This window comes from Thermodesulfovibrio sp. 3907-1M, from assembly GCF_040450955.1.
Taxonomy (GTDB): Bacteria; Nitrospirota; Thermodesulfovibrionia; order Thermodesulfovibrionales; family Thermodesulfovibrionaceae; genus Thermodesulfovibrio; species Thermodesulfovibrio autotrophicus.
This window is the reverse complement of record NZ_CP144373.1, coordinates 1,467,823-1,480,734: the sequence shown is the minus strand read 5'-3', so window position 1 is coordinate 1,480,734 and position 12,912 is coordinate 1,467,823. Positions and strand designations below refer to the sequence as shown.

Genomic DNA, 12,912 nt, shown 5'->3' with positions numbered 1-12,912 from the left:
CTAAATCTGAAAACAGAATACTGTGTTTTCAAGGCTGGTGTATTCTTTTGAGACAATCCTGAATTCTTTTAAACCTATATCATGAACCAGTTTTTTAAGTCTTGAAACATCTGAAGCATAGGGCTTTAGCTTAGTCTCATAACCTTTTTCTTTGTTCAGAATAAAATCAATCTCCACTCCTGATTTTCTTTGATAGTAGTTCAATTCTCCTTTAAGTCTCAGATTCTGAAATATAGCATTTTCAAAGATTCTTCCCTTTTCCAGTTTTGAAATTCTATTTAAAAGTCCGCAATCACAGAGGTAAACTTTTGGCATCTTTCTTATCTCAATATCTTTCCCCCTACTAAAAGGTTTTAACAATTTAATAAAATAAGTTCCTTCAAGAAATGAAAGATATTCTTTTACTGTTATATGGGAAACTCCAAGCTCACTTGACAGCTTTCCTATTTCAATCTTTGTTCCAACTCTTTGAGCAAGAAGTAGCATCATGTCTCTTATTGTCTCATTTCTTTTAAAATCGCCAAGCTGTATTATTTCCAGTTGATAAAAGGAACTAAATATATCATCAAGTACTTTTTGTTTTTCTTCTATGCTTTCTTTAAGCACAACGCCGGGAAAGCCTCCAAATTCAAGATACTCTTCATAAAGGGGCATTAATAAGCTGTAAGTGCTCTGAGAAACAGGGGAGTTTTCATTAATATCAAAATTTTTATCTTTAAAGTGGAGAAACTCTTTAAAACTTAAAGGAAAAAGCTCAAATATGTATTTTCTTCCTGAAAGTGATTCAGTAAAAAGATTTTTAAGATAAAAGCTTGCAGATCCTGTAAGAAAAAATTTAGCATTGTAATTATCAATAAAGTACTTAACTACAGATGGAATTGTCTTTACGAACTGAATCTCATCAATGAAAATAAAAGCTCTTTCAGTAAAATTTAACCCCATAAATTCAAGATTTCTCTTAATTTCATAATAATTTTCCGAGCTAAAAATCTTTCTATTTATGGGATTTTCAAGGTCAATGAAAATTTTATTTTTATGCTCTATCTTTTCGTAAGCCCACTTTAGCACTGTAGCTTTGCCAGTTCTCCTCATTCCTGTTATAACAATGGCTTCAGGCGACAGAATAAGAGGTTCAATTTTATCAAAAATTGCACGCCACTTTATCATAAGTATAGTTTAAAAAAAGTAGAACTTTTTGTAAAGTATAGTTTAAAAAAAGTATTTAGCTCTTTTAATGCCTGTCCAGATGAAATAAAAGGAAAAGCCCATAAGAATTAAGGCACAGAGAAAGACTATTTTTCTGTAAAGGCTGTCATTGAGAACTTTTTTGCCCTTATAAACTCCTACTGAAACTCCTGAATACCATGCCAAATCTCCGAGAATATGTCCAGTGAAAAAGGCAACAATTCCAATAACTCCAATTTCCATTGCCTGAACAAGATACCCAAGCCCTATTGTTGCCCACCAGAAGGACCAGTAAGGATTTGCCAGACTTAATAAAATGCCTGATAAGAAAAGAGAACCCTTTGCCTGCCTGTTAAACTCATTTTGAAGGCTCAGTTCTGGTAAAGAACGAAACATTGATAAACCCATAATAAATAAAAATAAGCCACCAACCAGTGCAACAACAATAAAAGTTTCATTCATCTGTAAAAAACTTCCCAGTCCTGAAACAATCAACAGCAAAAGAGAAAGCTCAAGAACTCCATGCCCTGCTACAAGAATAGGTCCTGTAAGCCAGCCTCTTCTGGGTGTTTCTGAGACCGTTATTGCAAAAAGAGGCCCAGGCATCATTGCACCTGATAAAGCTATGAGAAATGAGGATAATCCAATAAAAAGGATTTTAAACATTAAAACTTAACCTTTCAAGACTTCTGTAATGAATTGCTTCTGCTATATGTTGAGATTTAATGTTTTCAGAGCCTTCAAGGTCAGCTATTGTTCTTGCGACTTTAATTATCTTTGTATGAGCCCTTGCACTCAAGCCTAATTTCTCCATTGCAGACTGCATGAGTTTATGGCAGTCTTCATCAATTCTGCAAAATTTTCTTAGATGTCTTGTCTTCATGTGAGCATTACAGTATATTCCTTCATCCTTAAATCTTTTAAGTTGAATCTGTCTTGCTTTGATTACTCTTTCTCGGACACTTCTTGAGCTTTCTGATGGTGTGTCATTTTTCAGCTCCTGATAGTTCACTCTGGGCACTTCAATGTGAATGTCAATTCTGTCAAGAAGAGGACCTGAGACTCTTGACCGATAACGAATTATCATCTGAGGAGTGCAAGTGCATGGTTTCAAAGTATCTCCATAGTGACCACAAGGGCATGGGTTCATTGCTGCTACCAGCAAAAATCTTGAAGGAAACTGAACTGTAGCATAACTGCGAGCAACAGTTACAAAGCCATCTTCAAGGGGTTGTCTCAGCACCTCTAAAACGTTTCTTTTAAACTCAGGAAGCTCATCAAGAAAAAGCACACCATTATGAGCAAGTGAGACTTCTCCTGGTTTTGGAATCTGTCCTCCGCCAATTAAACTTACATCACTTGAGGAGTGATGCGGGCTACGAAATGGGCGGGTGGTGATTAATCCCTTTCCATCAGGAATTAGTCCTGCAACGCTGTGTATCTTGGTTGTCTCTATTGCCTCATCAACAGTAATTGGAGGAAGTATACCTGGAAGTCTTCTTGCAAGCATGCTTTTACCGCTTCCGGGTGGACCAATAAAAATTATGTTATGCCCGCCTGCTGCTGCAATCTCAAGGGCTCTTTTTGCCTGAAACTGACCCTTCACATCAGCAAGGTCTTCATAATGATCGGTATCATCATAAAAATTAATTTCCGTTTTAAAGGGTTTAATTATTTTTTCACCCCTTAAAAACTCCACTGCCTCTGTAAGATTTTCCACAGGGTATGCCTCTACATCCTTAACAACTCCTGCTTCATAGGCATTGCTTTTGGGAATTATGATTTTTTTAATCTCACTATCTTTCAGCTTTGAGGCAATACATAAAGTTCCCTTAATACCTCTTACCTTGCCTTCAAGGGAGAGTTCTCCAACAATAAGAAAATCCTTTAAAGCTTCCTTTGGAATGTGTCCCTCTGCAGCAAGAATTCCCATGGCAATGGGAAGGTCAAAGGAAGAGCCTTCTTTTCTCAGATCTGCTGGTGCAAGATTAACTGTAATCTGTTTTATGGGGAAGGGGAATCCTGTATTTTTAAAAGCAGCTTTTATTCTATCTCTGGATTCTTTGACTGCTGTATCAGGAAGCCCCACAATGTTGAAATGGGGAAGTCCTCTTTGAGCTATATCAACTTCTACCTCAATAGCATAAGGCTCTATCCCTAATAAATGTGCACTTTGAACCCTGGCGAGCATTTCTCTCCTCAAGTCTTTTCTCTATATCGTTCAAAATCTGTTGCTTTGAACGATTCCACTTAGGTGCAATTAAAATTTCATCAGGCGATGTAGCAAAAAGTCTCTGAATAACAATATCTGGACTCAATCTTTCAAGAAAATCTACCACAAAGTCAAGATACTCTTCATATTCAAATACCTTAAAAGGCTTTTTCTCATAAATTCTTGCAAGAACAGTGTCTTTTACAACCTGAAGCTGATGAATCTTTAGAAACTTTATTGGATGACGATTTATCTCGTCTGCCATCTGAAGGGATTCCTCTTTTGTCTCTGTAGGAAGACCAACTATTATATGAGCTCCAACAAGTATTCCTTTTTCACAGGTATCATAAACAGCCTTAAGAAATGTAGCATAGTCATGTCCTCTATGAATAAATTTGAGAGATTTATCGTAAATTGACTGTAATCCGTATTCAATAATTATCATATGAGATTTTGAAAGTTCTTTAAGTAAATCAAGTTTTTCATCATCTACACAATCTGGACGGGTTCCGATTGCAAGTCCTATGACTTCCGGGAAAGATAGAGCCTCTTTGTAAAGCTTTTCAAGCTTTGCTACTGGAGCATATGTGTTTGTATAGGGTTGAAAATAAACAAGAAAAGCTTGAGCTTTATATCTTTTTTTCACATGTTGTATTCCTCTTGAAATCTGTTCAGTCAAAGAAATTTCTGGAACACAGCTTGGAGGTCTGAAAGAAGCATTATTACAATAAATACAACCACCATAACCAAGAGTGCCATCCCTGTTTGGACATGTGAAACCAGCGTCCACATTTACTTTATACACCTTTTTACCAAATATTTCTTTAAGATATTCTCCAAAGGAGTAATAACGCTTTATCATAGTTTTTTCTAATATATTTCAGCAGATTTAGTCAAATCTTAACAGGATTAGCTTGAAATAAATTAGGAGTTCTTGCTATTATTTATATAAGCCGAAGTGGTGGAACTGGTAGACACGCACGTTTGAGGGGCGTGTGGGGAAACCCGTGCGGGTTCGAGTCCCGCCTTCGGCATATAAAAAAAAGGGTGAGGTGACCCTCACCCTTAAAATTTATTTCCTTCCTGTGACTAACTCCTCTACTACTGATGGGTCTGCAAGAGTTGAGGTATCACCGAGGTCTTCAATAGCACCGGAAGCTATTTTTCTTAAAATTCTTCTCATTATCTTACCGCTTCTTGTTTTTGGAAGTCCTCCTGCAAACTGGATTTTATCCGGCGTAGCTATGGGTCCTATCATATGTCTTATATGGGAAATCAATAATTTTTCCAGATCCCTTGATGGCTCGTATCCTTCTTTCAAAACCACATAAACATAGATACCTTCACCTTTTATATCATGAGGAAAACCTACTACAGCTGCCTCTGCAACTGCAGGATGGGCAACCAGAGCAGACTCTACTTCAGCAGTTCCGATTCTATGTCCAGAGACATTTATAACATCATCAATTCTTCCCATTAACCAGTAATCTCCATCTTCATCCACTCTTGCACCATCTCCTGTAAAGTATTTCCCTGGAAAGCGAGAGAAATAAACCTCTTTTATTCTTTTGTTTTCCGGGTCTCCCCATGTGCCTCTTAGCATTCCTGGCCAGGGTTTTTCAATCACAAGATATCCGCCCTCATTGACTCCTGCAGGAGAGCCGTCTTCTTTTAACACTCTTGGAACAACTCCAAAGAAAGGTCTTGTTGCAGAGCCGGGCTTGAGTGTCATTGCTCCTGGCAAAGGTGTAATCATAAATCCACCTGTTTCAGTCTGCCACCATGTATCAACTATGGGACAGCGTTCCCTCCCAACATGTTTGTAATACCACATCCATGCCTCAGGATTAATTGGCTCACCAACTGTTCCAAGAATTCTTAAGCTTGAAAGGTCATATTTGTAGGGCCACTGCTCTCCTTCTCTCATTAAAGCCCTGATTGCTGTAGGTGCTGTATAAAATATATTAACTCTGTGTTTTTCCACTATCTCCCAGAATCTTCCAGGATTTGGATAAGTTGGCACTCCTTCAAACATGAGTGATGTAGCTCCTGCACTAAGTGGACCATAAACTATATAGCTATGTCCTGTTACCCAGCCGATATCTGCTGTGCAGAAAAATGTTTCCTCGGGTTTGTAGTCAAATACCCATTTAAATGTTACATTTACATACACCATGTATCCGCCTGTTGTGTGAAGCACTCCCTTTGGTTTTCCCGTTGAACCTGATGTGTAAAGTATAAAAAGCGGGTCTTCTGCATCCATTACTTCTGGTTCGCAATAGTTACTTATTTCAGGATCATTTATGAGGTCATGCCACCAGAAGTCTCTTTGGGGATCCATGTCAACAAAATTGGGTGTTCTCTTCACAACGACTACTTTTTCTATAGAAGGAGTTCCTTCCAGTGCCTGATCAGCATTTGCTTTAAGAGGAACAATCCTTCCACCTCTTACTCCCTGATTCGCAGTAATGAGAAGCTTTGCTCCACAATCATTTATTCTGTCTCTCAGGGATTGTGCTGAAAAACCTGCAAAGACAACACTGTGAATTGCTCCAATTCTTGCACAGGCAAGCATTGTAATTGGAAGCTCAGGTATCATGGGCAAATAAACAGCCACTCTATCGCCTTTTTTAATTCCTAATTTTTTTAACACATTGGCAAATCTGTTAACTTCTCTGTAAAGCTGCCAGTAAGTGTAAGTTCTGACTTCTCCATCATCTGCTTCCCATACAAGAGCTGCTTTGTTTCTTAAAGAGTCAAGATTGCGATCAAGGCAGTTATAAGAAGCATTGAGTTTTCCATTGATAAACCACTTAATATATGGTTTCTCAAAATCATAATCTAATACTTTATCCCATTTTTTATACCATGTAATGTTTTGCTCCGCAACTTCTGCCCAGAAACCTTCAGGATCTTCCACTGATCTCTTATACATTGCTTCATATTCAGCCATGCTTTTAATATAGGCTTTTTCTGAAATCTCCTTTGGTGGAGGGAAAACCCTCTGTTCTTTAAGTAATACATCAATTCCCTGTGTCATAGCCTTACCTCCTTTTTTCTATCAATTTTAACATTTATTCCGCTCCAACTCCAATATAGGACCTTATTTTTTCAGATTCAAACTTTGCTTCAGCTTCTTTTTCCTGTGTCAAAAGAGAGACAAGGATTCCCATGGCAAAGGAAGCAAAGAAAGAAACTATTCCAGGATTTTTTAACGGGAATATTGCCTGAGGATTTTTCAAAATATCCACCCATACAGTAGGACTCAGAATAATTAAAACTACACTCAAAGTGAGACCTGTATAAATGCTCCATACAGCCCCCTGTGTGGTAAACTTTCTCCAGAAAATGGACATGAGCAATGCTGGAAAGTTTGCAGAAGCTGCTACTGCAAAGGCTAAACCTACCATGAAGGCTACATTCTGTCCTTTAAATACGATACCGAGAATTATTGCAAGAATGCCAAGACAGAGAGTTGCAATCTTAGCTGCTCTTACTTCCTGTTTTTCATCCGCTCTTCCTCTTTTAACAACGCCAACATAAATATCATGAGACACTGCTGATGCTCCAGCTAAGGTCAGACCCGCCACCACTGCAAGAATTGTTGCAAAGGCAACAGCAGCTAAAAATCCAAGAAAAATCTCACCACCCAGTGCTTCAGCAAGAAGTGGTGCTGCCATATTACCACCTTTGTCAATTTTCTTTATAATTTCCTGTCCTACTAATGCTGCTGCTCCAAATCCTATTGTAAATGTCAGAATGTAGAAATAACCGATAAACCCTGTTGCATAAAATACTGACTTTCTTGCTTCCTTGGCATCGGGCACAGTGTAAAATCTCATGAGAATATGGGGTAGTCCTGCAGTTCCAAACATCAGGGCTATTCCAAGAGATATAGCATCAAGAGGATTTGTTATTAAACCACCAGGCTGAACAAATTTTTCACCATACTGCGTTGTAACAGTTGAAAAGAGTTCAAGATAATTGAAGCCAAACTTATAAAGAGTGAGCAAAACCAGTAAAGTTGCACCGCCAAGAAGCAGACAGGCTTTTATAATCTGAACCCATGTGGTTGCAAGCATTCCTCCAAAGAGAACATACGCTATCATCAGGCATCCTACAATTATTATGGCAATCTCATAAGGAAGTCCGAACATAAGCTTTATTAATGAGCCTGCACCAACCATCTGAGCAATGAGATAAAAAAGCACAGTTATTAAAGCTCCTGTGGCTGCTGCTGTTCTGATTGGTCTTTGTTTAAGCCTGTAAGCCACAACATCTGCAAAAGTGTATTTACCGAGATTTCTTAATGGTTCTGCAATCAGAAACATAACAATGGGCCATCCAACAAGCCAGCCTACTGCGTAAATTAAGCCATCGTATCCTTTAAGAGAAACCAGTCCCGCTATCCCAAGAAAGCTTGCTGCAGACATATAGTCTCCAGCAAGAGCAAGCCCATTTTGTAGCCCTGTAATGCTTCTTCCAGCAGCATAAAACTCTGTTGTTGTTCTTGTTCTTTTAGCTGCCCAGTAGGTAATATAAAGAGTTATTGATACAAACAAAAGAAAGAAAAATATACCAGTTAAAGTTGGTTGTCCCAAAACGGTTTGCATTATTCACCTCCTAATTTTTCTTTAATCTCTGCTACTTTTTGGTCATACTTCTTATTTGACCATGCTACATAAATTCCTGTAAAAATCCATGAAACAACTATCACACCTATACCAATTGGAATACCTACATTAACTGGTCCATAGATTTTCTGACTCAGAAATTCTTTGTTGTAAGCTATAAGCAGAACAAAACCGAAGTAAACTACCAGTTCAGCCATCGTAAGAATCAGAGAAATGGCATTTTTACTTCTTACAAGACTTTTGAATTCACTGGAACTTAAAATCTTCTCTTTCATCTTAAAACCTCCTCCTTAAAGTTGAAATGCTTGTTTTTTTTCAACTCCCATATATCCGGATATATTGGGATTCCCTATGTCCATGAGTTCCTGGGTAGTATAAATCTTAATATCTCCAAGTAATGTTATTATCTTTTGAAAAACCTGAGCAGTAATAAAAGCATCAACCAGTGCATCATGCAACTCTTTTGGTTCAATGCCAAGTGATATAGCCACATCCTTTAATGATTTATTATTTATAAAGTTCTCTGGTAATAACCCCTTATGAATAAGCCATTTATAAATAACAAAAGTATCTACTGCCATAGGCTCATAGCTCTCTTTGAGGTGTCTGTGAATTGCCTTTTTAAGAAAAGCAATATCAATTGATATACAATGCCCTACAATGACTGAATTCCTTACAAAAGAAAGATACTCTCTCAGAATTGGAGCTATGTCAGGACATTCTTCCAGTTCTGATGGTGTAATCTCATGAACCATTATGCTGTCTTTTTTTACAAACCTGTCTGGTTTTATAGTCCTGTAAAATATTTCACCCATTTTTATTGATTTACCCTTCATTTTTATGCCTCCAATAGCAATAATTGTGTCCCTCAATTCGTTTAGTCCTGTAAGTTCAGTATCCACAACTGTAAACTCTGTTTCTGCAATTGATATTCCTTTATATTCAGGAATCTTTTTCTTTTTTCTAAATATTGAAAGCATTTCAGATAATCATAAGCTTATATCTTTCAATCAAAATATCCTGTAACTTTGATATAAGATGAAATGTATCCTTAAGCAATTTCTTTTCAAGATTGCTGAGGGTCTCAGGATTTATAAAGTTGTCTGGCATCATTCCCTGAACTACCTGTTCGTACTGATGTTTCATTCTTAAAAGCATGAGAAACTCAAAGGCATAAATAATTTCTTCTCCATAATCTTTAACTACGCCATGCTTATTTTTAAGTGTTTCAATTCTTTCCAGAGTAGAGGTCTCTCTTATTCCTTTTTCAAGACTGAAAAGTCTAATAATCTCAACAATGGGAGCAATCCCTTTTATTTTTATATTGAGTTTATCTTTATGTTCCCCGCTTTTTTCAACCACAAATGTTTTGAAAAATCCCAGAGGCGGCTTATTTTTTACAGCAAGATTCGCAAGATAACCTAAAAATATTTTCTGATCTTTAACGGTGTTTAAAAGATAATCCCTTAAAGACTCTTCAAGGGAAAAGTCTCCATAAATAGCTCTAAAATCAAAGAATATATTAGAAAGACTGATTGATTCACCCTTTGGCGTATATATCCATTGAGAAAAGTATTTTTTCCATACTTTAAGAGGCTGACACCATCTTGGATTGCTTGCCATAATATCTCCAGGACAGGGTGGAAAACCACATTTAAGAAGGCTGTCTTTAATATAACTTGCAAATTCAAGGAAATACTTTCTTATTGATTCTTCCTGTCCTGCTGGAGGGTCTGAATAAATTAAAGCATTGTCCTGATCAGTTTTAAATGTCTGCTCTTTTCTGCCTTCAGAACCAAGAGCTATCCAGCAATAAGGAAGTGGCGGAGGACCGAATTCTCTTTCAGCAAACTGTGCTATTTTTCTAACTATTCTGTCATTTATCTCAGTAATAATCCTGGTAATATTGCTCGCCTTTGCACCCTGCTGAAGTAAATTACCAACGAGATTGGTTATCTGTTTTGAAGTACTAATAATTCCTTCAATACTCTGTTGCATTTCAATATCTCTTACTATTGTTACAGGAGAAAGACCCTGAAGCATCATGATGTCGTGATTTGTAATTATTCCGCCAATCTGTCCATTTTTAATTACGAGAAGATGATGAATATTGTATTTGAGCATTCTTACAATTGCTTCAAAACAGTAGTCCTTTGCATCCACGCTAATTATTGGAAAGCTCATTATATTCTTTACGGGTTCATTAACATCTCTTGCAGCTGCAACTACCTTTCTTCTGAGGTCTTTATCCGTTATTATACCTACAGGAATTCCTTCGGAGTTCATTATAACAAGAGAGCTTATTCCATTCTCGCACATTATTCTTGCAGCTTCTCTAAGAGGAGTATGTTCAGGCACTGAAATAACATTTTTTGAAGCAATTTCTTCTACAGTTGTAGTGAAAAGAATTTTATCAACCGTAGCTGTCAGAGTTTTTTTGGAAGTCTCTTCAGCATATTTTTTATCAATATATATGTTCATGAAAGATTTTAAATAAAAATCCCTTACTTCAGGATATCTGTTCATGAGATTAAGGATTACATCTTTTGGAATTAAATAACAGATCGTGTCATCTATGGCAACAACATTTGCACGTGATTTGTCTCCGCTTATTAAAGATACAAATCCAAAAGAATCACCCTCACTTCGGAAGTCAATTGTTACTTCTTCTGTATCAACTTTTCTGTAAACCTTTATCCCGCCTTTTTTTATAATATAGAGGAATTCACTTGGCGAACCATCCTGAATAAGTATATGAGTTCCTTTCGGATAATACTCCATAGAGGTTTTAACAGCTATGGAATTTACCACCTCTGTATCTAAAAACTCAAAAGGTGGCACGCTTTTTAGAAACTCTATCGTATCTTCTATTATTTTGACCATGCCTTAAAATTTAGCAAAAGAAATGCCAGATAAAAAAATGTTAAAAATCAAAAATTTATAAAAGGAGACTCTTTTTAATGTTACGAAAAGTAACATGCTGATGTGTAGAAAAGTTACAATTTTAAGAAAAATATCTTAAATTGTATTTATTAAAAAGAAGCTTTTGAAACTCTTCAATCTTCTTAAAGGAATCCTTTAAAACCCCTTTTTCCGTTTTTGAAAGACTGTAGGGAGCGATGTAGTTATCCGGTGTCTTTCCTTCCCTTATTTGCGTAGCCTGAGATTTTAATCTGAGGCTCATTAAAAATCTATAGGATTCTTCTAAGTCTCTTGCAAATTCTTCTGTGAATACTCCTTTACTTTTTAACCCTCTTATTCTCTCAAAAGTATTAGTCTCATTTATTTCGTTATCAAGAGCTAAAACTCTTATCCCCTGGACTATTGGAAAAATTCCGTATTTTTTTATATCAATTTTTCCCTTGTGTTCACCTGATTTCTCGACTAAAAAAGTTTTAAAAAAGCTCAATGGAGGCTTAAACCTCACTGCTTCAGAGGCAAGAAAAGGGAGAAAAGTTTTACTTGCCTTTATTTTTTTCTTTACATGATCTCTTAATTCCTCAACAAGGGATTCAGAACCTGCAACACTTCTGAAATCAAAAAATATACTGATATTAAGAACATTTTCTGGCTTGGGATTTTCCATCCATTGGTGTATCTCCTTAAACCATTCTTCTTTGCTTTTTCTCCAGTAAGGATTATTGAGCATAACATTTCCAGGACAGGGTGGGAAGCCTATTTTAAGAAGCAGTTCAATATAAGTTTGAGAGAATCTTTCAAAATAGTCTTCTCTTTTATTTTCATAAATTAAAGCATTATCCTGATCAGTCTTAAGACTCTGCTCTCTTCTTCCTTCTGAGCCAATAACCATAATACTGTATAAAGAAGATGCTGTTCCATAAAGATTTTCTGTAAGCTGTGCCGCTTTTTTCATAAAATGATCATTTAATTCTGCAATATACTTGCCCACATATTCTGGATCCATTCCACTTAAAACACCTTCAATAATACTGTCCTGTATGATTGAGTAAATATAAGCAAGTTCTTCTGCTGATTTTGCTTTATCAATCTCTTTGATAAGGAAAATTATGTTTTTACTTTCATGGGATATAACTGTTCTGTCATCAAGAACGCCTGAAATAGTGTTACCATCCTTTATTACAAGCTTTCTTATTCCATGCTTTGCCATTGTAAGAAGAGCATTGAAAAGTGGCTCAGATGAAGATATTTCTATTACAGGAAAAGTTGCTATATCTTTTGCTTTTATCTGTTGAGGATTTAAATCTTTTGCAAGAACTTTTTTTATTATATCTCTTTCAGTAATAATACCAACTGTACTGTCTGTTTTAACAAGACAGAAAGTTGAGTCTTTCTCTGCCATTAATTTTATTGCTTCTTGAAGTACTGTTTCTGAGGCAATAATTACTGGCTCTTTTAATTTTATGTCCTTAACTCTTACATCAATAAGTCTTTCCATCTGAAAAGAAGTTTTTGTTTGAGGAACTCTGTGAACTCTCTTTGCCAGCTCCTTTGTAAAAAATCTTGCAAATTCATCGTATCCGGTTAAAAGGTTAAGAAAAATATCTTTTGGCAACTCCAGTATAACTGTCCTGTCTTCCACAACTCTTGCTGTGGTAGCAGGAGGAAGCTCTCCAAGCAGGGAAACATAACCGAAAATATCTCCATCTTTCAGGTGATATACAAGTTGATTGTTTTTTTCAAGAAAAACTTCACCTTTGTGAATTATATAAAGAAATTGTAAAGGTTGAGCTCCTTCTTTAAAAATTATATCGCCCTTCTGATAATCTCTTTTTAATAAAAATTTGGATAAATTTTTTATTTCTTCCAGAGGAAGTCTGTTAAAGGGATAAGTATTTCTTAAAAATTGAATAAGTTCTTCCATACCTGAGATATTTTACAATAATTTTTGCTTTTTAAAAA

The 12,912-nt window shown here is 36.2% G+C and carries 10 protein-coding genes and 1 tRNA gene; 1 reads left to right on the top strand and 10 read right to left on the bottom strand.

Going from position 1 to position 12,912, the window contains the following annotated elements:
- The 4 genes from V4D30_RS07665 to V4D30_RS07650 are packed head-to-tail and all read right to left on the bottom strand — an operon-like array spanning position 1 to position 4,259.
- Positions 1-1,167 (bottom strand): ATP-binding protein, encoded by a 1,167-nt coding sequence (locus tag V4D30_RS07665; protein WP_353683735.1) that lies wholly within the window; start codon positions 1,165-1,167, stop codon positions 1-3.
- 42 nt (positions 1,168-1,209) lie between these two features.
- On the bottom strand, positions 1,210-1,851 hold the full coding sequence (locus V4D30_RS07660; protein ID WP_353683734.1) for a LysE family transporter: 642 nt from the start codon (positions 1,849-1,851) through the stop codon (positions 1,210-1,212).
- The gene (locus tag V4D30_RS07655; protein ID WP_353683733.1) at positions 1,844-3,376 is read right to left on the bottom strand and encodes a YifB family Mg chelatase-like AAA ATPase; all 1,533 of its coding nucleotides are present in this window, start codon (positions 3,374-3,376) and stop codon (positions 1,844-1,846) included. The genes V4D30_RS07660 and V4D30_RS07655 overlap by 8 nt, the downstream gene beginning before the upstream one ends.
- Positions 3,321-4,259, bottom strand: coding sequence for a TIGR01212 family radical SAM protein (locus V4D30_RS07650; protein WP_353683732.1), 939 nt, complete (start codon positions 4,257-4,259; stop codon positions 3,321-3,323). The genes V4D30_RS07655 and V4D30_RS07650 overlap by 56 nt, the downstream gene beginning before the upstream one ends.
- A gap of 90 nt (positions 4,260-4,349) precedes the next feature.
- Here V4D30_RS07650 and V4D30_RS07645 point away from each other — a divergent pair.
- Positions 4,350-4,431, top strand: a tRNA-Leu gene (locus V4D30_RS07645).
- Between the two features lie 38 nt (positions 4,432-4,469).
- Here the strand turns inward: V4D30_RS07645 and acs are convergent.
- From acs to V4D30_RS07615, 6 genes are all read right to left on the bottom strand, one after another.
- The gene (gene acs, locus V4D30_RS07640; RefSeq protein WP_353683731.1) at positions 4,470-6,437 is read right to left on the bottom strand and encodes an acetate--CoA ligase; all 1,968 of its coding nucleotides are present in this window, start codon (positions 6,435-6,437) and stop codon (positions 4,470-4,472) included.
- 34 nt (positions 6,438-6,471) lie between these two features.
- Positions 6,472-8,010: a cation/acetate symporter ActP gene (gene actP / locus V4D30_RS07635; protein WP_353683730.1), complete on the bottom strand. Its 1,539-nt coding sequence runs from the start codon at positions 8,008-8,010 to the stop codon at positions 6,472-6,474.
- Complete coding sequence (locus V4D30_RS07630; RefSeq protein WP_353683729.1) at positions 8,010-8,306, bottom strand: DUF485 domain-containing protein; 297 nt, start codon at positions 8,304-8,306, stop codon at positions 8,010-8,012. Before V4D30_RS07630 ends, actP begins: the two co-directional genes overlap by 1 nt.
- A gap of 15 nt (positions 8,307-8,321) precedes the next feature.
- Positions 8,322-9,011: a 3'-5' exonuclease gene (locus tag V4D30_RS07625; RefSeq protein ID WP_353683728.1), complete on the bottom strand. Its 690-nt coding sequence runs from the start codon at positions 9,009-9,011 to the stop codon at positions 8,322-8,324.
- A 1-nt stretch (position 9,012) separates the two neighbouring features.
- Positions 9,013-10,914, bottom strand: a complete 1,902-nt coding sequence (locus tag V4D30_RS07620; RefSeq protein ID WP_353683727.1) for a DUF294 nucleotidyltransferase-like domain-containing protein — start codon at positions 10,912-10,914, stop codon at positions 9,013-9,015.
- 121 nt (positions 10,915-11,035) lie between these two features.
- On the bottom strand, positions 11,036-12,874 hold the full coding sequence (locus tag V4D30_RS07615; protein ID WP_353683726.1) for a putative nucleotidyltransferase substrate binding domain-containing protein: 1,839 nt from the start codon (positions 12,872-12,874) through the stop codon (positions 11,036-11,038).
- Positions 12,875-12,912: the final 38 nt, after the last annotated feature.

What these genes read in the sequence shown, in the direction of transcription:
- V4D30_RS07630 (WP_353683729.1), bottom strand. Translation starts at nt 8,306, where the DNA reads ATGAAAGAGAAGATTTTAAGTTCCAGTGAATTCAAAAGTCTTGTAAGA.
- actP (WP_353683730.1), bottom strand. Translation starts at nt 8,010, where the DNA reads ATGCAAACCGTTTTGGGACAACCAACTTTAACTGGTATATTTTTCTTT.
- V4D30_RS07625 (WP_353683728.1), bottom strand. Translation starts at nt 9,011, where the DNA reads ATGCTTTCAATATTTAGAAAAAAGAAAAAGATTCCTGAATATAAAGGA.
- V4D30_RS07655 (WP_353683733.1), bottom strand. Translation starts at nt 3,376, where the DNA reads ATGCTCGCCAGGGTTCAAAGTGCACATTTATTAGGGATAGAGCCTTAT.
- V4D30_RS07650 (WP_353683732.1), bottom strand. Translation starts at nt 4,259, where the DNA reads ATGATAAAGCGTTATTACTCCTTTGGAGAATATCTTAAAGAAATATTT.
- V4D30_RS07665 (WP_353683735.1), bottom strand. Translation starts at nt 1,167, where the DNA reads ATGATAAAGTGGCGTGCAATTTTTGATAAAATTGAACCTCTTATTCTG.
- acs (WP_353683731.1), bottom strand. Translation starts at nt 6,437, where the DNA reads ATGACACAGGGAATTGATGTATTACTTAAAGAACAGAGGGTTTTCCCT.
- V4D30_RS07660 (WP_353683734.1), bottom strand. Translation starts at nt 1,851, where the DNA reads ATGTTTAAAATCCTTTTTATTGGATTATCCTCATTTCTCATAGCTTTA.
- V4D30_RS07615 (WP_353683726.1), bottom strand. Translation starts at nt 12,874, where the DNA reads ATGGAAGAACTTATTCAATTTTTAAGAAATACTTATCCCTTTAACAGA.
- V4D30_RS07620 (WP_353683727.1), bottom strand. Translation starts at nt 10,914, where the DNA reads ATGGTCAAAATAATAGAAGATACGATAGAGTTTCTAAAAAGCGTGCCA.